We start from the raw sequence: 16,612 nt of genomic DNA, 5'->3' as shown, positions 1-16,612 counted from the left end.
CATGCTGATGCCATTTACATGTTTCTTCGGCGCGGTGCTTTGCGCCGCGCTCATTACGGGATGCGGCAGCGATGACGCCTCCTCCACCAATTCCACTGCGTCGCCCAGCTCCGCCCTGAGCACCGCTGCGGCATCGATCGCATCGAGCTCGAGCCCGGTCTCCCGCCCGGTCTCCCAAGGCTTCGCTCATCGCACCGGCGAGTTGCTCAACCCGGACGACAGCGCCGTCGTGATGCTCTACTTCGATCTCACGGGCATCTCCCCACCCATCGCCACCTGGGTGGAGGAAGACTCGCGCGTCAAGTTCGCCGCTGCTCCGGACAAAGCGACAAAGCGCGTCGCCGTGCGTGCCGAGCTCGAAGCGGCCGCGAGCGGCGTGCGCGACATCGGCCTCATTCGCCTGACGATGAACGCCGACCTCAGCGAGTACGACCCTTCGTATGAAGAGTTCACCGTGCGCGCCCTCGCACCCTCTTCCGTTGTGACATTCAAGGCGTTCGGACAAAAAGTCTCGCTGCGCTTTGCGAACGGCAACGACGCCCAGGTATGGCGCGTGCCACGCGCCGAGTCCCAGGCCATTCGAGATCGGATGGTCTACAACAATGCTTCACTCGACGCGCTATTGAAGATCGTGTCGGTCCAGCCCGGGCCGGCCGGCGGCACCATCGTCACCCACGTCATGGAATACGAGCTGCGCGACAACCGCAGCGGCACCGCCATCGCTCGCGTGCGCGTCGATCAAGAAAAGTGACCGCCCGCATCAGCCGAATCACTCCCAACAACTGCAGACACGCAATCATTCGAGAGCATCCTCATGAGCAATCAAACTTTCCGTCCCGCCACACCATTCACCGCGTTGCTGTCAGTGGCGATCGCATCGATCTTCAGCGCCCATGCCGCCCAGGCACAAGAGGTGTCACAGTCACCCGCAGCCGCGTTCTCCGATCCATGCGCGGGCAACCTGCGTTGCTTCGCCTCCGGCCCCGTCGTCGCCGAAGTCGCGCAGCTCACCTCCGCGCAAAAACTAAAAAACAATCATTCGGTGCGAGTCAGCGTGCGCCTGAAAAACATTTCCGATCAGCCCATCGCCCTCGCCTACAAAACCAACTCCGGCACGATGCTCGACAACCTCGGCCATGAATACAAAGTCGACTGGCGCAGCGACTCAAACGTCGCCGGCATCGGACAAGTGAGCCAGACCACAGCAGATCCGCAGTTCACATTGCGCCCCGGCGAAGCGCGCACCGCGACGTTCAACTACAGCCGCTACGTCGGCAAGACAGCCATGGGCACGATATTCAGTCCCTCCCTGGTGGTGGCGCAGCTGGAAATCATCCCCGGCAACCAGGTCCGCACCGTCAGCGAGTACAGCATCAACTTCACCAACATCGCGCCGGGCAACTTCGGCAACCCGGTCAGCTCCATCGACGACGCCGGCCGCCAACTCGCCGAAGGGCTGAAGTCGATCTTCAAGAAGAACTGAGGAACCCACACACCTCATCAACCCGGTCGAGCGCCGAGCGCCATCCCGACCTCGGCCGCACAGGGCAAGCCACACATGAACAAAAGGCCCGCTCCATGACAGAGCGGGCCTTTCGTATCTGACATCGCGTCCGGCGCGACCGCCGGCGCCGCGAGATTACTTCTTGGCAGCAGCCTTCTTCTTCGCTCCAGCCTTCTTCTTGGGCGCAGCGGACTTCTTGGCGGCAGCCTTCTTGGTCGCCTGGGCTTCCACCTTCTTGGCCTTGGCGGCAGCGCGGCTTTCGGCCTTGGCCTTCTTCTCGGCCTTCTCCGCCTCGCTCTTGGTCGACTTCTTGGTGCTCAGACGCCTCGGGCCGGCCTTCTTCTTGGCGGCCTTCTTCTTCGGAGCGGCCTCTTCGCCTTCCGTCGAAGCAGCTTCTTCAGCGGCAGCAGGCTGATCCAGCAACTGCATCAGCGCCATCGGCGCCGCGTCGCCCGGACGCGGATCCATGCGCAGGATGCGGGTGTAGCCACCCGGCCGAGCATTAAAACGGGGACCCAGCGTCTCGAACAGCTTCACGACCACTTCGGCGTCGCGCAGCAGGGAGAACGCACGACGGCGATTCGCCTCGCTGTCGTTCTTGCCGAGCGTGATCAAGGGCTCGACCACCCGGCGCAGTTCCTTCGCCTTCGGCACCGTGGTGCGAATGGTCTCGTGACGCAGCAGTGAGGCTGCCATGTTACGCAGCATCGCCTGGCGATGCGGGGCATTGCGGCTGAGCTGCCGGCCAGAAAGTTGGTGACGCATTGTTCTAGGTCCTTAACAGAAACCGGGGCCTCGCAACGCGGGCCCCGGACATTCATCTCAAATACTCGTCAGATGACGTCGCGCTCGTCGTCGCGCTTCAGGCTGACCGGCGGCCAGTTGTCCAGGCGCATGCCGAGCGACAGCCCATGGCTCTCCAGGACTTCCTTGATCTCGGTGAGCGACTTCTTGCCGAGGTTCGGCGTGCGCAGCAGCTCCACTTCGGTCCGCTGCACCAGGTCGCCGATGTAATGGATGTTCTCGGCCTTCAAGCAGTTCGCGCTGCGGACCGTGAGCTCGAGCTCGTCGACCGGACGCAGCAGGATCGGATCGAACTGCTGCTCGGCGGCCTTCGAGGCGCCCTCGTCCTGGCCCTGCAGATCCACGAACACCGACAGCTGGTCCTTCAGGATCGAGCCGGCGCGGCGAATGGCTTCTTCCGCGTCGATGGTGCCGTTGGTCTCGATGTCCAGGATCAGCTTGTCCAGGTTCGTGCGCTGCTCGACGCGCGCGCTCTCGACCGTGTAGGTCACGCGGCGGATCGGGCTGAACGACGCATCGAGCTGCAGACGGCCGATCGGGCCGCTGGACTCCTCGAACGTCGCGCGCTGGATGGCCGGACGATAGCCGCGGCCGCGCTCCACCTTGAGCGTCATGTTCAACTCGCCGGCCTTGGTCAGATTGGCGATGACCAGGTCGGTGTTCAGCACTTCAACGTCGTGATCGAGCTGGATGTCGCCGGCGGTCACCGGGCCCGGGCCCTTCTTGTGCAGGCGCAGCTCGGTCTCTTCGCGGGCGTTGAGGCGGATCGCGACCTGCTTCAGGTTCAACAGAATGTCGACCACGTCTTCCTGCACACCTTCGATGCTGGTGTACTCGTGCAGCACGCCGTCGATCTCCGCTTCCGTGATCGCGCAGCCCGGCATGGAAGACAACAGCACGCGGCGCAGGGCGTTACCCAGGGTGTGACCGAAGCCGCGCTCGAACGGCTCGATCACGACTTTCGCCTGCTTGGCGGTCGTGGGGGTCACCTTGACGACACGAGGCTTCAGGAATTCGCCAACGGATGCCTGCATGGACGATTCACCTATCAGGTAAGTGTGGGGGACAGATCTGACATCCGTCCCCTATAGATCAACCAGGGGACAGGCCTTCGTACACCTGTCCCCGCAGTCATTACTTCGAATACAACTCGACCACGAGGTTCTCGTTGATCTCCGGCAGGATCTCTTCGCGGTCGGGCAGTTGCTTGAACGTGCCGGTAAATTTCTTCTCGTCGACCTCGACCCACGCCGGGAAACCCACCTGACCCTTGATCTGCAAGGCGGTCTGGATTCTGAGTTGCTTCTGAGCCTTCTCTCGAACCGCGATCACATCGCCGGCGCTGCACTGATACGACGGGATATTGACCACCTCGCCGTTGACCGTGATCGCCTTGTGGCTGACCAGCTGGCGGGCCTCGGAACGCGTCGCCGCGAAGCCCATCCGGTACACCACGTTGTCGAGACGGCCTTCCAGCAGCTGCAGCAGGATGGAACCCGTCGAGCCGGACTTGCCGGTCGCCTTGATGTAGTAGTTGCGGAACTGCTTTTCAAGGACGCCATACATGCGGCGCAGCTTCTGCTTTTCGCGCAGCTGCAGGCCGTAGTCGGACAAGCGACCACGACGCTCGCCCTTGATGCCGCCGGGCGGCACTTCGAGCTTGCACTTCGACTCGAGCGACTTGACGCCGCTCTTGAGGAACAAGTCCGTCCCTTCGCGGCGGGACAGCTTGCACTTCGGACCGAGATAACGAGCCATGCGACTTCCTTGCGGAGCGTTAGACGCGCCGCTTCTTGGGCGGACGGCAGCCGTTGTGCGGAATCGGCGTGACGTCGGAAATGTTGGTGATCTTCAGACCGCAGGCATTGAGCGCGCGGACGGCGGACTCGCGGCCCGGGCCGGGGCCCTTGACGCGCACTTCCACCATCTTCACGCCGTGTTCCTGCGCGGCAACGCCAGCCTTTTCGGCTGCGACCTGCGCGGCGAACGGCGTGCTCTTACGCGAGCCGCGGAAACCGCAACCACCGCTCGTCGCCCACGACAGGGTGTTGCCCTGGCGATCGGTGATCGTGACGATGGTGTTGTTGAACGACGCATGCACGTGGGCGATCGCGTCGGTCACATGCTTCTTGACCTTCTTGCGGCCGCCCTTGGCGCCCTGTTTCTGCTCAGCCATAAATCCTCTGGTTCAGCCGTTACTTGCCGGCCGCGACATTCATCTTCACCGCCGCCTTGCGCGGGCCCTTGCGGGTGCGGGCGTTGGTGCGCGTGCGCTGACCACGCAGCGGCAAGCCGCGGCGGTGACGGATGCCGCGGTAGCAGCCGAGGTCCATCAGGCGCTTGATGTTCATGGACACTTCGCGGCGCAGATCGCCTTCGACGGTGAGCTTGCCGATTGCGGAACGCAGCGCGGCAACCTCGGCGTCGGTGAGGTTCTTCACCAGCGTGTTGGACTTGACGCCAGCGGTTTCACAGGCCTTGAATGCCTGCGTGCGACCGACGCCGTAGATATGTGTGAGGCCAACCCACACATGCTTGTTCATCGGAATGTTGATGCCGGCGATGCGAGCCATCTGCGGACTACTCCCCGCGACGAAAAGCGCGGAACTTTAAACCAAAAAACCTAGAATCTCAATGCCTTAAAGGCTACAAACTGTCATCTCAAGCAGCCGTCCCTGGAACCTCGGCCAGCCCGTACATCCGTGTACAGTCGTTCGGCCGGCGCGGCGACACGTTAAGTGTCCCCGCGAAGGCACCCGTCCTCACCCCTGGCGCTGCTTGTGACGCGCGTCGGAGCAGATTACGTACACCACGCGGCGGCGGCGCACGACCTTGCAGTTCTTGCAGATCTTCTTGACTGATGCACGGACCTTCATGACCTTCTCCCGCGGCCCGTCAGGCGCCGCGCTAAATGGGGACAGATTTAAAGTCTGTCCCCGCCACAGACTTAACTCGTAGAACCGGGGCGGCCATAGCCGCGCAGGTTGGCCTTCTTCATCAGGCCCTCGTACTGGCGCGACATCAGGTGCGCCGCAACCTGCGCCTGGAAGTCCATGATCACCACCACCATGATCAGCAGCGACGTACCACCGAAGTAGAACGGCACGCTGAAGCGCGAGATCAGGAACTCCGGCAGCAAGCAGACGATGGTCACGTACAGCGCGCCCCACACCGTCAACCGGGTCAGCACCTTGTCGATGTACTCGCCAGTCTGCTGACCGGGGCGGATACCCGGAATGAAGGCGCCCGACTTCTTCAGGTTCTCCGCCGTCTCGCGCGAGTTGAACACCAGCGCGGTGTAGAAGAAGCAGAAGAAAATGATCAGACCGCCGTACAGGATCATGTGGGCCGGCTGACCCGGCGTCAGCGCCGTCGAGACGTTCTGCAGCCAGCCGAATGTGCCCGAGCTCCCACCCCAGCTGGCAATGGTGGCCGGGAACAGCAGCAGGCTCGAGGCGAAGATCGGCGGGATCACGCCCGACATGTTCAGCTTGAACGGCAGGTGCGTGCTCTGGCCGGCGTACATCCGGCGGCCCTGCTGGCGCTTCGCGTAGTTCACCTGGATGCGACGCTGGCCGCGCTCCACGAACACCACGAACGCCGTCACCGCGATCACCATGGCGAACAGGATCAGCGCCAGCGCGGCATTGATCTCACCGGTGCGCACCAGCTCCAGCGTGCCGCCGATGGCCGACGGCAGGCCCGCCACGATGCCGGCCAGAATGATCATCGAAATACCGTTGCCCAGGCCGCGCTCGGTGATCTGCTCGCCCAGCCACATCAGGAACATCGTGCCGGCGATCAGGGTCATGGTCGCCACGAACACGAACTGCGGGCCCGGGGAAATCACCACGCCCTGGTTCTGGAACGCGATGGCCGCCGAAGCGCCCTGCACCGCCGCCAGCAACACCGTGCCGTAGCGCGTGTATTGAGTCAGCTTGCGCCGTCCCGACTCGCCTTCCTTCTTGATGGCTGCCAGCGTCGGCACCACCACGGCCATCATCTGGATGATGATGGAGGCCGAGATGTAGGGCATCACGCCCAGGGCGAAGATCGACAGCCGCTCCAGCGCACCGCCGGAGAACATGTTGAACATGTCCAGGATGGTGCCCTGCTGCGAGTCGAAGAAGCGCGCCAGCGCCACCGGGTCGATGCCCGGAGCCGGAATGAACGTGCCGATGCGGTACACGATCAACGCGCCCAGCAAGAAGAACAACCGCTGTCGCAGCTCTGCGAAGCGGGTCATCTCGCCGAAGGCGGACAGAGACGCATCGGTGGCGGATTTGGTGGCCACGGGGTCCTGGTCGATCCTTGTCGCTGGTTACGGGTCGCTGTTGGGGTTCAGGTCAGGCTTCGACCTTGCCGCCAGCCGCTTCGACAGCCGCCTTGGCACCCTTGGTCAAATGCACACCCTTCACGGTCACGGCGCGGCTGATGCCGCCCGAGGACACGATGCGGGCGCGAGCCGCCGTCGCCGGGACGACGTTGGCCGCCTTCAGCGCATCCAGGTCAATGACGTCGGCTTTGACCTTTGCAAGCTCCGACAGGCGCACTTCGGCGACGGTCGGCGCGATCTTGGAGCGGAAGCCGAACTTGGGCAGCCGGCGCTGGATGGGCATCTGGCCGCCTTCGAAGCCGACCTTGTGATAACCGCCCTTGCGAGCGCGCTGACCCTTCACGCCGCGGCCGCAGGTCTTGCCCTGGCCGGCGGAAGCACCACGACCCACACGCAGGCGGGCCTTCTTGCTGCCCGGAGCGGGCGCGATTTCATTGAGGCGCATGATGTCAGCCCTTCAACTCTTCAACTTTCAGCAGATGGCCCGAGGCGCGCAGCATGCCGCGAATTTCCGGGGTGTCCGCAACGGTCACCGTGTCACGAATCCGGCGCAGGCCCAGGCCGCGCACCGTGGCGCGATGAGCCTTGAGCTGGCCGAAGTAGCTCTTCACGAGCGTGACCTTGTAGCCCTTGTTGCTTGCCATGACGACTTCCTAAATAGGTTCGCGTGAGGATGATCCCGGCTTACTGCCCGAGGATCTCTTCCACGCTCTTGCCGCGCTTCGCCGCGATGTCTTCGGGCGACTGCGCGCTGTTCAACGCATTCATCGTGGCGCGCACGACGTTGATCGGGTTACGCGAGCCGTGGCTCTTGGCCAGCACGTTGCGAACACCGGCGCACTCGAACACGGCGCGCATGCCGCCGCCCGCGATCAAGCCGGTACCGTCGGCGGCGGGCTGCATGTACACGCGGGTCGAGCCGTGCTTGCCGGCCACCGCGTAGTGCAGCGTCGCGTTCTTCAGCGCCACGGTCGAGAGGTTCTTGCGAGCCGCCTGCATCGCCTTCTGGATCGCGACCGGCACTTCACGCGCCTTGCCGTAACCGAAGCCGACCTTGCCGCGGCCATCGCCGACCACCGTGAGCGCGGTGAAGCCGAACTGGCGGCCACCCTTCACGACCTTGGCGACGCGATTCACCGCAACGAGCTTCTCGATGTACTCGTCGCCCGCCTGGTTTTTTTCAACTCTGGCCATGCTGTGTCTCTCTTAGAATTCCAGTCCGTGCTCGCGCGCCGCATCGGCCAGCGCCTTGATACGGCCGTGGAACTTGAAGCCGGAACGATCGAAGGCCACCTTGGTGATGCCCTTCGCCTTGGCGCGCTCGGCGATCGCCTTGCCAACGGCAGCGGCGGCGGTCGCATTGCTGGTGCCCTTCAAACCTTCGCGCACGTCCTTCTGCAAGGTCGAGGCGCACGCCAGCACCTTCGACTCGGTGTCGAAGATCTGCGCGTAGATGTGTTGCGACGTGCGATGCACCGACAGCCGCAAAACCTTCAGTTCGCGGATCTTGGCGCGTGCGCGAATCGCGCGGCGCAGTCGTTGAGCATTTTTGTTCATGAAATAAATCTCTAAAAAGTAACCGCTGCACCCCAGAACTGCCGTTGCTCACGCAACAGCCCCCAGGGGGCCGATGTTTACTTCTTCTTGGCTTCCTTCAGTTCGATCTTCTCGCCGGCATAGCGCACGCCCTTGCCCTTGTAGGGCTCCGGCGGACGGAACGCGCGGATGTCGGCGCACACCTGGCCGATCTTCTGCACGTCGAAGCCCTTGACCAGAATTTCGGTCTGGCTGGGGGTTTCGATGGTGATGCCCTCGGGCGCCGTGTAGACCACCGGGTGCGAGAAGCCCAACGTGAGGTTGAGGTTCTTGCCCTGGGCGGCGGCGCGGTAACCGACGCCGACCAGCTCGAGCTTGCGCTCGTAGCCCTTGCTCACGCCCTGCACGATGTTGGCGAGGTGCGCGCGGGTCGAGCCGGCGACCATGTCGGCGGCGCGGTCGTTGCTCGCCTTCTCCACCTTGAGCGAAGAATCGTCCTGCACGATCTTCACCAGCTTGGCGTTGAGCGCCAGGCTCAAGGTGCCCTTGGCGCCCTTGACGCTGATGGCGTCGGCGCTGATGGTGGCGGTCACGCCCTGCGGCAGCGGAACCGGCTGTTTAGCTACTCGAGACATTGCTGTACGTCCGTATTAGGAAACGATGCAGATCACTTCGCCGCCATGCCCGGAGGCACGCGCCTGGCGATCCGTCATCACGCCCTTGGAAGTGGAAACGATGGCTACGCCCAGTCCGCCCAGGATGGAGGGCAGCTCGTCCTTGCCCTTGTACACGCGCAAGCCGGGACGGCTGACGCGCTCGAGGCGGTCGATGACCGGACGGCCCTGGTAGTACTTCAGCTGTACTGCCAGCGTCGGCTTGCCCTCGACGTCGGAGGCGGTGAAATTTTCGATGTAGCCTTCGTCCTTCAGTACCTTGGCAATGGCCACCTTCACCTTGGAAGTTGGCGCGCTGATTTCAGCTTTGCCCGAGGACTGCCCGTTGCGGATGCGGGTCAGGAAGTCGGCGATCGGATCCGTCATGCTCATTGTGTGCGTGCTCCAGAGGTACCAGCTGCTTACCAGCTGGCCTTGCCGAGGCCCGGAATTTCGCCGCGCATGGTCGCTTCGCGCAGCTTGGTGCGGCCCAGGCCGAACTTGCGGTAGAAACCGCGCGGCCGGCCGGTGATTGCGCAGCGATTGCGCAGGCGGCTCTTGCTCGAGTCGCGCGGCAGAGCCTGCAACTGAGCGACAGCAGCTTCGCGCTCCGCCGGCGTGGATGTCGGCTTGCGAATGATCTCTTTCAGCTTCGCGCGCTTCGCCGCATAACGCTTGACCAGCTTTGCACGCTTGTCTTCGCGATTGACCATCGATGTCTTGGCCATAACCTAGCTCCCGCCGTTACTTGCGGAACGGAAAATTGAACGCTTCCAGCAACGCGCGGCCGGACTTGTCGTCCTTGGCGGTCGTGGTGATCGTGATGTCCATGCCGCGGATCGCATCGATCTGGTCGTATGCGATTTCCGGGAAGATGATCTGTTCCTTGACGCCGAAGTTGTAGTTGCCCTGGCCGTCGAAAGAGCGCGCGCTCACGCCGCGGAAGTCGCGGATACGAGGCATTGCGATGCTCACCAGACGATCCAGGAACTCATACATGCGCGCGCCGCGCAGAGTCACTTTGGCGCCGATCGCCAGACCGTCGCGGACCTTGAAGGTCGCGACCGACTTGCGCGCGCGGGTGACCAGCGGCTTCTGCCCGGTGATCTTGGTGAGATCGCCGACCGCGTTGTCCATGATCTTCTTGTCCGCGACCGCCTCGCCCACGCCCATGTTGACCGTGATCTTGGTGATCTTCGGCACTTCCATGACGTTGGCGAGCCCCAGGCTCTCCTTGAGCTGGGACACGATGGTGTCGCGGTAATACTGTTCGAGTCTTGCCTTTGCCATCTTCGTTTACCTAAGCGGATCCGCCCCGACGCCGTAATGCGCCATCACAGTGGCGAGCCTTACGCGTCGACGGTTTCCTTGTTGGACTTGAAGAAGCGCACTTTCTTGCCATCGGCGAGCGTGCGGATGCCCACGCGGTCGCCCTTCTTCGTCATCGGGTTCCACAGCATCACGTTGGACAGATCGATCGAGGTTTCCTTCTCGATGATGCCGCCCTGCACGTTGCGCTGCGGGTTCGGCTTGGTGTGCCGCTTGACCATGTTGACGCCCTCGACGACCACGCGGTCCTCGAGCACCTTGGTCACCGTGCCGCGGCGGCCCTTGTCACGGCCCGCGATCACGACGACTTCATCACCCTTGCGAATCTTTTTCATGACTCACAACTCTCAAAGAACTTCGGGCGCCAGGGAGATGATCTTCATGAACTGCGCCGTGCGCAGCTCGCGCGTGACGGGTCCGAAGATACGAGTGCCCACTGGCTCCAGCTTGTTGGTCAGCAACACCGCGGCGTTGCCGTCGAAGCGAATCAACGAGCCGTCGGCACGGCGCACACCGAACTTGGTGCGCACGACCACGGCGTCATAGACCTCGCCCTTCTTCACTTTGCCGCGCGGAATGGCATCACGGATGCTGACCTTGATGACATCGCCGACCGTCGCGTAGCGACGCTTGGAGCCACCGAGCACCTTGATGCACATCAGGCTGCGGGCGCCGCTGTTATCGGCGGCATTCAACAACGTGCGCATCTGAATCATGACGCGGACTCCACTGGTTCGACCTGCACGGCGCGCTGCACGACCTTCGCCAGGCGCCAGGACTTGTGACGCGACAGCGGCCGGCACTCTTCGATGGCCACCAGGTCGCCTTCACGGCATTCGTTGTTCTCGTCATGAGCGAGATACTGCGTGGTGCGGCGCTGGTACTTGCCGTACACAGGGTGCGGCACGAAGCGCTCCACGGCGACCGTGATGGTCTTCTGCATCTTGTTGCTGACGACCTTGCCGGTCAGCTGACGCGCAGCCTTCTTGTCAGTCTTCTCGGTGCTCATGATTTACTTACTACCTTTGGCGGCAGCCGCGCGGCGCTGTTCGGCAGCGACTGTCTTCAGACGCGCGATGTCGCGACGAACTCGCGTGAACTCGTGCGGCTTGGCAGCCTGGCCGGTGGCGCGGGCCATGCGGAGGTTGAACTGTTCGCGGCGCAGATCCAGCAGCTCTTTCTGCAGGTCGGCGGCGGACTTGGCTCGCAATTCTTTGGCGGTGCTCATTGCTTGCTCACTCGATCAACGGACCTGGCGAGTCACGAACTGCGTGTCCACCGACAGCTTGGACGCCGCCAGACGGAACGCTTCGCGCGCGATGGTCTCGGACACGCCTTCCATCTCGAACAGCACCTTGCCGGGCTTGATCTTGGCGACGTAGTACTCGACGTTGCCCTTGCCGGAGCCCATGCGGACTTCCAGCGGCTTCTTGGTGATCGGCAGGTCGGGGAACACGCGGATCCACACCTGACCGCCGCGCTTCACGTAGCGGGTCATGGCGCGGCGCGCGGCTTCCAGCTCACGCGCGGTCATGCGCGCACGGCTGGTAGCCTTGAGGCCGTACTCACCGAAGGCGACGTAGTTGCCGCTCTGCGCGAGGCCGGCGTTGCGGCCCTTGAACGCCTTGCGGAACTTGGTGCGTTTGGGTTGCATCATGGTGGCTTACCTCAGGCAGTCGCTTCCGCCGAGGCGGTTGCGGCCTGACCGTCAGCGGCTTCCGCCGGCTGTTCCTGCGTATTGAAAACTTCGCCCTTGAAGATCCACACCTTGACGCCGATGACGCCGTAGTTGGTGCGGGCTTCGGCCAGGCCATAGTCGATGTCCGCGCGCAGCGTGTGCAGCGGAATGCGGCCTTCGCGGTACTGTTCGGTGCGTGCGATTTCCGCGCCGTTCAAACGGCCGGCGACCCGCACCTTGATGCCCAGAGCGCCGATGCGCATCGTGTTGGTCACGGCGCGCTTCATGGCGCGACGGAACATCACACGGCGCTCCAGCTGCTGCGCGATGCCTTCGGCAACCAGCATGGCGTCGAGCTCGGGCTTGCGAATCTCGGAGATGTTGATGCGCACGTCGGTGACCGGCATCTTCATCATCTTCGAGACCTGGCCACGCAGCTTCTCGATGTCCTCGCCCTTCTTACCGATCACGATGCCCGGACGCGCGGTGTGAATGGTGATGTTCACTTTGCGCGCGGCGCGCTCGATCTGAATGCGGCTGACGGACGCCTCGGAGAGCTTCTTCTTCAGCAGCTCGCGCACCTGGAAGTCGGTGTACACGTGCGCCGGGAAGTTCTTGCTCGAGGCATACCACTTGGAGCTCCACTCACGGGTGATGCCGAGGCGGAAGCCGACCGGATTGACTTTTTGGCCCATGGAAATTACTCGCTCTTGCCGTCGCCGACCGTCACGATGATGTGACTGTTGCGCTTCCAGATTCGATTGCCGCGGCCCTTGGCGCGCGCATGGAAACGCTTCAGCACCGGGGCGGTGTCGATGGTGATGGTCTGCACCTTCAGCTCATCCACGTCCGCGCTCAGATTGTTCTCGGCGTTCGCAATCGCCGACTCGAGCACCTTGCGCACCAGCTTCGCGCCCTTCTTGGGCGTGTAGCGCAGCGTGTTCAGCGCCAGCCCCACGGGCTTGCCGCGCACCATGTCGGCGATCAAGCGGCACTTCTGCGGAGAGATGCGCGCGTACTTCAATTTAGCAGCGACTTGCATGCTACTTCTCCGTCTTCTTGTCGCCCGAGTGACCCTTGAAGGTCCGCGTCGGAGCGAACTCACCCAGCTTGTGACCAACCATGTTCTCGGACACGAGCACGGGGACGTGCTGGCGGCCGTTGTGCACGGCGATGGTCAAGCCGACGAAATCCGGCAGGATCATCGAGCGACGCGACCAGGTCTTGATCGGACGACGATCGTTCTTCTCGGCGGCGACGCGCACCTTCTTCGCCAGGTGCAGGTCGACGAACGGACCTTTCTTTACGGAACGAGGCACAGTTCGATCCTCTTAAGCTCAGTTACGGCGGCGGATGATCATGCCCGCCGTGCGCTTGTTACGACGCGTCTTCTTGCCCTTGGTGTTCCAACCCCACGGGCTCACCGGATGCGGATTACCCTGGCCGGACTTGCCTTCACCACCACCGTGCGGGTGATCGACCGGGTTCATGACCACGCCGCGCACCGTCGGGCGGATGCCGCGCCAGCGAATCGCACCGGCCTTGCCGTAGCTGCGCAGGTTGTGTTCGCCGTTAGAAACTTCGCCGATGGTCGCGCGGCAATCGACGTGCACCTTGCGCATCTCGCTGGAGCGCAGGCGCAGCGTCGCGTACATGCCTTCGCGAGCGGCCAGCTGGGCCGAGCCGCCGGCACTGCGGGCCAGCTGCGCGCCCTTGCCGGGCTTCAACTCGACGCAATGAATCGTGGTGCCGATCGGGATGTGACGCAGCTGCATCGCATTGCCTGCTTTGATCGGAGCTTCGGCGCCCGACATGATCACGTCGCCGGCGGCAACGTCTTTCGGCGCGATGATGTAGCGGCGCTCGCCGTCCTTGTACAGCACGAGTGCCAGGTGCGCGGTGCGGTTCGGATCGTATTCGATCCGCTCGACCTTGCCCTGGATGCCGTCCTTGTTACGCAGGAAGTCGATGACGCGGTACTTCTGCTTGTGACCGCCGCCCTGGTGACGCACGGTCTGGCGGCCGAAGTGGTTGCGCGCGCCGGTCGAGTTCTTGTGCACGACCAGCGAAGCCTCCGGACCACCCTTGTGCAGGTGATCGCGCGAGATCTTGACCTGGAAGCGCCGGCCCGGCGATGTCGGTTTGGACTTGATCAATGCCATGACTGATTTCCTGGTGCTGACCGCGGGCGGTTACGCCTCGGTACCGGTCAGGTCGATGCTCTGACCCGGGGCCAGACGCACATAAGCCTTCTTGTAATCCTGCCGGCGGCCGAGCCGCTGGCCGAAGCGCTTCTGCTTGCCGGCAACGTTCACGACGTTCACGTCCGCCACTTTGACTTCGAACATCAGTTCGACCGCGGCCTTCACGTCGGTGCTGGTCGCATCGCGACGCACGCGGAACACGAATTGATTCGCCGTCTCGGCGATACGCGCGCTCTTCTCGGACACATGCGGTCCGAGCAGCACGTTCATCAGCTTTTCCTGACTCATGCGAGCCTCTCTTCGAGCAGGCGAACGGCACCGACCGTCGCGAGCACTTGGTCATGACGAGCCAGGCTGAGCGGATCCAGCGCGCTCACCGGCAATACGTCGACGTATGGCAGGTTGCGCGAAGCCAGCTCGAGCTTCTCGTCGAACGCCTCCACCAGCACCAGGACGTTGTCGCCCAGGTTCAGGTCCTTGAGCTTCTGCACCAGCAGCTTGGTCTTGGGGGCTTCCAGCTCGATGCCGTTCACCACCTGCAAGCGCTCGGTGCGGGCCAGCTGCGACAACATGGCCTGCAGCGCGGCGCGATACATCTTGCGATTGACCTTCTGCGAGAAGTCACGCGGCTTGGCGGCGAACGCACGGCCACCGCCGACCCAGATCGGGCTGCGGATGGAGCCGGAACGCGCCTGACCGGTGCCCTTCTGGCGCCACGGCTTGATGCCGCCGCCGCGCACTTCGGCCTTGGTCTTCTGGGCTTTGGTGCCGGCCCGACCCGCCGCCATGTAGGCGACGATGATCTGGTGCACCAGGGATTCGTTGTACTCGCGGGCGAACGTCGCGTCGGAGACCTGGACGTCCTGCGGCTGAGCGCCTTTGCTGATGAGTTTGAGGTTCATGGGCGACTACTCTTACTTCTTCGCCGGAGCGATGCGCTTACGGCGCAGCTGCGCGGCAGCCTTCACCGAGGGACGCACGATCACCTGGCTACCCGGTGCGCCCGGAACGGCGCCACGGATCAGGATCAGGTTGCGTTCGGCGTCGATGCGCACGACGCTCAGGTTCTCGATGGTGCGGCGGACCTGGCCCATGTGGCCGGACATGCGCTTGCCCTTGAACACGCGGCCCGGGGTCTGGCGCTGGCCGATGGAGCCCGGCGAGCGGTGCGACACGGACACGCCGTGCGTGGCCGGCAGACCGCCGAAGTTATGGCGCTTCATGGTGCCGGCGAAGCCCTTGCCGATAGTGGTGCCGGTCACGTCGACGACCTGGCCCACTTCGAAGTTGTCGACCTTGAGCTCGGCGCCGGCGGCGATGTCCTTCAGATCCTCGCCGTTGAGGCGAAACTCGACCAGGGAGCGGCCCGGGGCGACTTTGACTTTGGCGTAATGGCCCGCGAGGGGCTTGTTGGTATGCGACGCCTTGCGTTCGCCCACGGCGACCTGCAACGCGCGATAGCCATCGGTTTCGACCGTGCGAACCTGCGTAACGCGGTTCGGCAGGGCTTCGATGACGGTCACCGGCACGGTCTCGCCCGCTTCCGTGAAGACGCGCGTCATACCCGCCTTACGACCGACCAGACCCGGGGTCTTGGCAGCGCTCATCGTGATTCCTCATTAATTACAGCGATCCCGTCCGTGCCAGCTCGTAGCTGATCCGGTCCGGCATCGCCCTGATCCACGCCCGCGACTTCGATTGGCCACGAGCGGCAAAAACTTCAATGCAGTGAAATCGGCGACAGGAATTCGAGAGGAACGACCGGCCGGCTTACTTGCTGGCGGTCATGCCGCTCGAGCGGTACCCCGTCAGGGCCAGACCTCGGCGCAAAAGAGGCGCGAATTATAGTCAGGTGGACTGACTTTGCAAGCACCTCGCGGAATTAAGCGGTTAGCGGTTAGCGGTTAGCGGTTAGCGGTTAGTTCAAGACGAAGAGCCGTGGCTCCCTGATTCTGACTAACCACCAACCGCTAACCGCCAACCACTTTCTCAGTTCAGCTTGATCTGAACGTCGACGCCGGCCGGCAACTCCAGCTTCATCAGCGCATCGACGGTCTTGTCCGTCGGGTTCAGGATGTCCATCAGGCGCTTGTGCGTGCGGATCTCGTACTGGTCGCGCGCGTCCTTGTCGCCGTGCGGGGAGACCAGCAGCGTGAAGCGCTCCATCTTGGTCGGCAGCGGGACCGGGCCCTTGACGGTGGCGCCGGTGCGCTTGGCCGTCTCGACGATTTCGCGCGCCGAGTTGTCGATCAGGCGGTGATCGAACGCTTTCAGGCGGATGCGGATGTTCTGGTTCGTTGCCATTTGCTTGCTCTCAGATATCTCTGTCGGTTAGTTCACTAACGCTCTTTCCGGGAGCTGCAGTTGCGTCCCGACAAAGCTGCGGGCCCCGGTAGGGGCCCGCTCATACCCAGTACCTTACTTGATGATCTTGGCGACCACGCCGGCGCCGACCGTCTTGCCGCCTTCACGGATGGCGAAGCGCAGGCCTTCTTCCATCGCGATCGGCGCGATCAGCTCCACCGTCATCTTGATGTTGTCGCCAGGCATGACCATTTCCACGCCCGC

Annotated in this window: 29 protein-coding genes and 2 pseudogenes; 2 read left to right on the top strand and 29 right to left on the bottom strand. The window is 63.3% G+C overall.

What is annotated here, in order from left to right; translation table 11 throughout:
• Position 1 precedes the first annotated feature (1 nt).
• Positions 2 to 751, top strand: a complete 750-nt coding sequence (locus VGE08_RS01710) for a hypothetical protein (RefSeq protein WP_331066116.1) — start codon at positions 2 to 4, stop codon at positions 749 to 751.
• Positions 752 to 814: 63 nt separating this feature from the next.
• A complete protein-coding gene (locus VGE08_RS01705; RefSeq protein ID WP_331066115.1) occupies positions 815 to 1,483 on the top strand; it encodes a hypothetical protein in 669 nt (222 codons plus the stop codon).
• A gap of 402 nt (positions 1,484 to 1,885) precedes the next feature.
• Here the strand turns inward: VGE08_RS01705 and rplQ are convergent.
• The 29 genes and pseudogenes from rplQ to tuf form a co-directional block, all read right to left on the bottom strand.
• Positions 1,886 to 2,269, bottom strand: a pseudogene (rplQ, locus tag VGE08_RS01700) (50S ribosomal protein L17); the annotation flags it as partial.
• A gap of 68 nt (positions 2,270 to 2,337) precedes the next feature.
• Positions 2,338 to 3,342, bottom strand: a complete 1,005-nt coding sequence (locus VGE08_RS01695) for a DNA-directed RNA polymerase subunit alpha (RefSeq protein WP_331066114.1) — start codon at positions 3,340 to 3,342, stop codon at positions 2,338 to 2,340.
• Between the two features lie 100 nt (positions 3,343 to 3,442).
• The gene (gene rpsD, locus VGE08_RS01690; RefSeq protein ID WP_331066113.1) at positions 3,443 to 4,066 is read right to left on the bottom strand and encodes a 30S ribosomal protein S4; all 624 of its coding nucleotides are present in this window, start codon (positions 4,064 to 4,066) and stop codon (positions 3,443 to 3,445) included.
• Positions 4,067 to 4,085: 19 nt separating this feature from the next.
• Positions 4,086 to 4,484 (bottom strand): 30S ribosomal protein S11, encoded by a 399-nt coding sequence (gene rpsK / locus VGE08_RS01685; RefSeq protein WP_331066112.1) that lies wholly within the window; start codon positions 4,482 to 4,484, stop codon positions 4,086 to 4,088.
• A 19-nt stretch (positions 4,485 to 4,503) separates the two neighbouring features.
• Positions 4,504 to 4,881 (bottom strand): 30S ribosomal protein S13, encoded by a 378-nt coding sequence (gene rpsM / locus VGE08_RS01680; protein WP_331066111.1) that lies wholly within the window; start codon positions 4,879 to 4,881, stop codon positions 4,504 to 4,506.
• A gap of 189 nt (positions 4,882 to 5,070) precedes the next feature.
• Entirely contained in the window at positions 5,071 to 5,184 is a 114-nt protein-coding gene (rpmJ, locus tag VGE08_RS01675) for a 50S ribosomal protein L36 (protein WP_116808875.1), read from the bottom strand.
• 71 nt (positions 5,185 to 5,255) lie between these two features.
• Entirely contained in the window at positions 5,256 to 6,554 is a 1,299-nt protein-coding gene (gene secY, locus VGE08_RS01670) for a preprotein translocase subunit SecY (RefSeq protein ID WP_331066139.1), read from the bottom strand.
• Positions 6,555 to 6,654: 100 nt separating this feature from the next.
• Entirely contained in the window at positions 6,655 to 7,089 is a 435-nt protein-coding gene (rplO, locus tag VGE08_RS01665; RefSeq protein WP_331066110.1) for a 50S ribosomal protein L15, read from the bottom strand.
• A 4-nt stretch (positions 7,090 to 7,093) separates the two neighbouring features.
• Positions 7,094 to 7,288, bottom strand: a complete 195-nt coding sequence (gene rpmD, locus VGE08_RS01660) for a 50S ribosomal protein L30 (protein WP_331066109.1) — start codon at positions 7,286 to 7,288, stop codon at positions 7,094 to 7,096.
• Positions 7,289 to 7,328: 40 nt separating this feature from the next.
• The gene (gene rpsE, locus VGE08_RS01655) at positions 7,329 to 7,838 is read right to left on the bottom strand and encodes a 30S ribosomal protein S5 (protein WP_331066108.1); all 510 of its coding nucleotides are present in this window, start codon (positions 7,836 to 7,838) and stop codon (positions 7,329 to 7,331) included.
• Between the two features lie 12 nt (positions 7,839 to 7,850).
• Complete coding sequence (gene rplR, locus VGE08_RS01650) at positions 7,851 to 8,201, bottom strand: 50S ribosomal protein L18 (RefSeq protein ID WP_331066107.1); 351 nt, start codon at positions 8,199 to 8,201, stop codon at positions 7,851 to 7,853.
• A 77-nt stretch (positions 8,202 to 8,278) separates the two neighbouring features.
• Positions 8,279 to 8,815, bottom strand: coding sequence for a 50S ribosomal protein L6 (gene rplF / locus VGE08_RS01645; protein ID WP_331066106.1), 537 nt, complete (start codon positions 8,813 to 8,815; stop codon positions 8,279 to 8,281).
• 15 nt (positions 8,816 to 8,830) lie between these two features.
• Positions 8,831 to 9,226, bottom strand: coding sequence for a 30S ribosomal protein S8 (rpsH, locus tag VGE08_RS01640; RefSeq protein ID WP_331066105.1), 396 nt, complete (start codon positions 9,224 to 9,226; stop codon positions 8,831 to 8,833).
• 29 nt (positions 9,227 to 9,255) lie between these two features.
• Complete coding sequence (gene rpsN, locus VGE08_RS01635) at positions 9,256 to 9,561, bottom strand: 30S ribosomal protein S14 (protein ID WP_116808881.1); 306 nt, start codon at positions 9,559 to 9,561, stop codon at positions 9,256 to 9,258.
• Between the two features lie 16 nt (positions 9,562 to 9,577).
• Positions 9,578 to 10,123: a 50S ribosomal protein L5 gene (gene rplE / locus VGE08_RS01630; protein WP_331066104.1), complete on the bottom strand. Its 546-nt coding sequence runs from the start codon at positions 10,121 to 10,123 to the stop codon at positions 9,578 to 9,580.
• A 59-nt stretch (positions 10,124 to 10,182) separates the two neighbouring features.
• Positions 10,183 to 10,497, bottom strand: coding sequence for a 50S ribosomal protein L24 (gene rplX / locus VGE08_RS01625; RefSeq protein WP_331066103.1), 315 nt, complete (start codon positions 10,495 to 10,497; stop codon positions 10,183 to 10,185).
• 12 nt (positions 10,498 to 10,509) lie between these two features.
• Positions 10,510 to 10,878, bottom strand: coding sequence for a 50S ribosomal protein L14 (rplN, locus tag VGE08_RS01620; RefSeq protein ID WP_129775232.1), 369 nt, complete (start codon positions 10,876 to 10,878; stop codon positions 10,510 to 10,512).
• The gene (gene rpsQ, locus VGE08_RS01615; RefSeq protein WP_331066102.1) at positions 10,875 to 11,171 is read right to left on the bottom strand and encodes a 30S ribosomal protein S17; all 297 of its coding nucleotides are present in this window, start codon (positions 11,169 to 11,171) and stop codon (positions 10,875 to 10,877) included. Before rpsQ ends, rplN begins: the two co-directional genes overlap by 4 nt.
• 3 nt (positions 11,172 to 11,174) lie before the next feature.
• Positions 11,175 to 11,390 (bottom strand): 50S ribosomal protein L29, encoded by a 216-nt coding sequence (gene rpmC, locus VGE08_RS01610; RefSeq protein ID WP_331066101.1) that lies wholly within the window; start codon positions 11,388 to 11,390, stop codon positions 11,175 to 11,177.
• Positions 11,391 to 11,405: 15 nt separating this feature from the next.
• Positions 11,406 to 11,819 carry a 50S ribosomal protein L16 gene (rplP, locus tag VGE08_RS01605; protein ID WP_331066100.1) on the bottom strand — a complete coding sequence of 138 codons (414 nt, stop codon included), beginning with the start codon at positions 11,817 to 11,819 and terminating at the stop codon, positions 11,406 to 11,408.
• An 11-nt stretch (positions 11,820 to 11,830) separates the two neighbouring features.
• A complete protein-coding gene (gene rpsC, locus VGE08_RS01600; protein WP_331066099.1) occupies positions 11,831 to 12,535 on the bottom strand; it encodes a 30S ribosomal protein S3 in 705 nt (234 codons plus the stop codon).
• Between the two features lie 5 nt (positions 12,536 to 12,540).
• Positions 12,541 to 12,882, bottom strand: coding sequence for a 50S ribosomal protein L22 (gene rplV / locus VGE08_RS01595; protein ID WP_331066098.1), 342 nt, complete (start codon positions 12,880 to 12,882; stop codon positions 12,541 to 12,543).
• 1 nt (position 12,883) lies between these two features.
• On the bottom strand, positions 12,884 to 13,159 hold the full coding sequence (rpsS, locus tag VGE08_RS01590; protein WP_331066097.1) for a 30S ribosomal protein S19: 276 nt from the start codon (positions 13,157 to 13,159) through the stop codon (positions 12,884 to 12,886).
• A gap of 18 nt (positions 13,160 to 13,177) precedes the next feature.
• A complete protein-coding gene (rplB, locus tag VGE08_RS01585) occupies positions 13,178 to 14,002 on the bottom strand; it encodes a 50S ribosomal protein L2 (RefSeq protein WP_331066096.1) in 825 nt (274 codons plus the stop codon).
• Positions 14,003 to 14,032: 30 nt separating this feature from the next.
• Positions 14,033 to 14,332 carry a 50S ribosomal protein L23 gene (rplW, locus tag VGE08_RS01580; protein WP_331066095.1) on the bottom strand — a complete coding sequence of 100 codons (300 nt, stop codon included), beginning with the start codon at positions 14,330 to 14,332 and terminating at the stop codon, positions 14,033 to 14,035.
• Positions 14,329 to 14,946 (bottom strand): 50S ribosomal protein L4, encoded by a 618-nt coding sequence (rplD, locus tag VGE08_RS01575; RefSeq protein ID WP_331066094.1) that lies wholly within the window; start codon positions 14,944 to 14,946, stop codon positions 14,329 to 14,331. Before rplD ends, rplW begins: the two co-directional genes overlap by 4 nt.
• Before the next feature lie 12 nt (positions 14,947 to 14,958).
• Positions 14,959 to 15,651: a 50S ribosomal protein L3 gene (rplC, locus tag VGE08_RS01570; RefSeq protein WP_331066093.1), complete on the bottom strand. Its 693-nt coding sequence runs from the start codon at positions 15,649 to 15,651 to the stop codon at positions 14,959 to 14,961.
• A gap of 382 nt (positions 15,652 to 16,033) precedes the next feature.
• The gene (gene rpsJ, locus VGE08_RS01565; RefSeq protein WP_129644601.1) at positions 16,034 to 16,348 is read right to left on the bottom strand and encodes a 30S ribosomal protein S10; all 315 of its coding nucleotides are present in this window, start codon (positions 16,346 to 16,348) and stop codon (positions 16,034 to 16,036) included.
• 114 nt (positions 16,349 to 16,462) lie between these two features.
• Positions 16,463 to 16,612, bottom strand: a pseudogene (gene tuf / locus VGE08_RS01560) (elongation factor Tu); the annotation flags it as partial.

The sequence above is a fragment of the Steroidobacter sp. genome (assembly GCF_036406195.1).
GTDB lineage: Bacteria > Pseudomonadota > Gammaproteobacteria > Steroidobacterales > Steroidobacteraceae > Steroidobacter.
This window is presented reverse-complemented; position numbering and strand designations above follow the sequence as displayed.

Excerpts from the sequence above, each read along its gene's own strand:
- VGE08_RS01710 (WP_331066116.1), top strand. The coding sequence starts at position 2 with ATGCTGATGCCATTTACATGTTTCTTCGGCGCGGTGCTTTGCGCCGCG.
- VGE08_RS01705 (WP_331066115.1), top strand. The coding sequence starts at position 815 with ATGAGCAATCAAACTTTCCGTCCCGCCACACCATTCACCGCGTTGCTG.
- VGE08_RS01695 (WP_331066114.1), bottom strand. The coding sequence starts at position 3,342 with ATGCAGGCATCCGTTGGCGAATTCCTGAAGCCTCGTGTCGTCAAGGTG.
- rpsD (WP_331066113.1), bottom strand. The coding sequence starts at position 4,066 with ATGGCTCGTTATCTCGGTCCGAAGTGCAAGCTGTCCCGCCGCGAAGGG.
- rpsK (WP_331066112.1), bottom strand. The coding sequence starts at position 4,484 with ATGGCTGAGCAGAAACAGGGCGCCAAGGGCGGCCGCAAGAAGGTCAAG.
- rpsM (WP_331066111.1), bottom strand. The coding sequence starts at position 4,881 with ATGGCTCGCATCGCCGGCATCAACATTCCGATGAACAAGCATGTGTGG.
- rpmJ (WP_116808875.1), bottom strand. The coding sequence starts at position 5,184 with ATGAAGGTCCGTGCATCAGTCAAGAAGATCTGCAAGAACTGCAAGGTC.
- secY (WP_331066139.1), bottom strand. The coding sequence starts at position 6,554 with ATGACCCGCTTCGCAGAGCTGCGACAGCGGTTGTTCTTCTTGCTGGGC.
- rplO (WP_331066110.1), bottom strand. The coding sequence starts at position 7,089 with ATGCGCCTCAATGAAATCGCGCCCGCTCCGGGCAGCAAGAAGGCCCGC.
- rpmD (WP_331066109.1), bottom strand. The coding sequence starts at position 7,288 with ATGGCAAGCAACAAGGGCTACAAGGTCACGCTCGTGAAGAGCTACTTC.
- rpsE (WP_331066108.1), bottom strand. The coding sequence starts at position 7,838 with ATGGCCAGAGTTGAAAAAAACCAGGCGGGCGACGAGTACATCGAGAAG.
- rplR (WP_331066107.1), bottom strand. The coding sequence starts at position 8,201 with ATGAACAAAAATGCTCAACGACTGCGCCGCGCGATTCGCGCACGCGCC.
- rplF (WP_331066106.1), bottom strand. The coding sequence starts at position 8,815 with ATGTCTCGAGTAGCTAAACAGCCGGTTCCGCTGCCGCAGGGCGTGACC.
- rpsH (WP_331066105.1), bottom strand. The coding sequence starts at position 9,226 with ATGAGCATGACGGATCCGATCGCCGACTTCCTGACCCGCATCCGCAAC.
- rpsN (WP_116808881.1), bottom strand. The coding sequence starts at position 9,561 with ATGGCCAAGACATCGATGGTCAATCGCGAAGACAAGCGTGCAAAGCTG.
- rplE (WP_331066104.1), bottom strand. The coding sequence starts at position 10,123 with ATGGCAAAGGCAAGACTCGAACAGTATTACCGCGACACCATCGTGTCC.
- rplX (WP_331066103.1), bottom strand. The coding sequence starts at position 10,497 with ATGAAAAAGATTCGCAAGGGTGATGAAGTCGTCGTGATCGCGGGCCGT.
- rplN (WP_129775232.1), bottom strand. The coding sequence starts at position 10,878 with ATGATTCAGATGCGCACGTTGTTGAATGCCGCCGATAACAGCGGCGCC.
- rpsQ (WP_331066102.1), bottom strand. The coding sequence starts at position 11,171 with ATGAGCACCGAGAAGACTGACAAGAAGGCTGCGCGTCAGCTGACCGGC.
- rpmC (WP_331066101.1), bottom strand. The coding sequence starts at position 11,390 with ATGAGCACCGCCAAAGAATTGCGAGCCAAGTCCGCCGCCGACCTGCAG.
- rplP (WP_331066100.1), bottom strand. The coding sequence starts at position 11,819 with ATGATGCAACCCAAACGCACCAAGTTCCGCAAGGCGTTCAAGGGCCGC.
- rpsC (WP_331066099.1), bottom strand. The coding sequence starts at position 12,535 with ATGGGCCAAAAAGTCAATCCGGTCGGCTTCCGCCTCGGCATCACCCGT.
- rplV (WP_331066098.1), bottom strand. The coding sequence starts at position 12,882 with ATGCAAGTCGCTGCTAAATTGAAGTACGCGCGCATCTCTCCGCAGAAG.
- rplB (WP_331066096.1), bottom strand. The coding sequence starts at position 14,002 with ATGGCATTGATCAAGTCCAAACCGACATCGCCGGGCCGGCGCTTCCAG.
- rplW (WP_331066095.1), bottom strand. The coding sequence starts at position 14,332 with ATGAGTCAGGAAAAGCTGATGAACGTGCTGCTCGGACCGCATGTGTCC.
- rplD (WP_331066094.1), bottom strand. The coding sequence starts at position 14,946 with ATGAACCTCAAACTCATCAGCAAAGGCGCTCAGCCGCAGGACGTCCAG.
- rplC (WP_331066093.1), bottom strand. The coding sequence starts at position 15,651 with ATGAGCGCTGCCAAGACCCCGGGTCTGGTCGGTCGTAAGGCGGGTATG.
- rpsJ (WP_129644601.1), bottom strand. The coding sequence starts at position 16,348 with ATGGCAACGAACCAGAACATCCGCATCCGCCTGAAAGCGTTCGATCAC.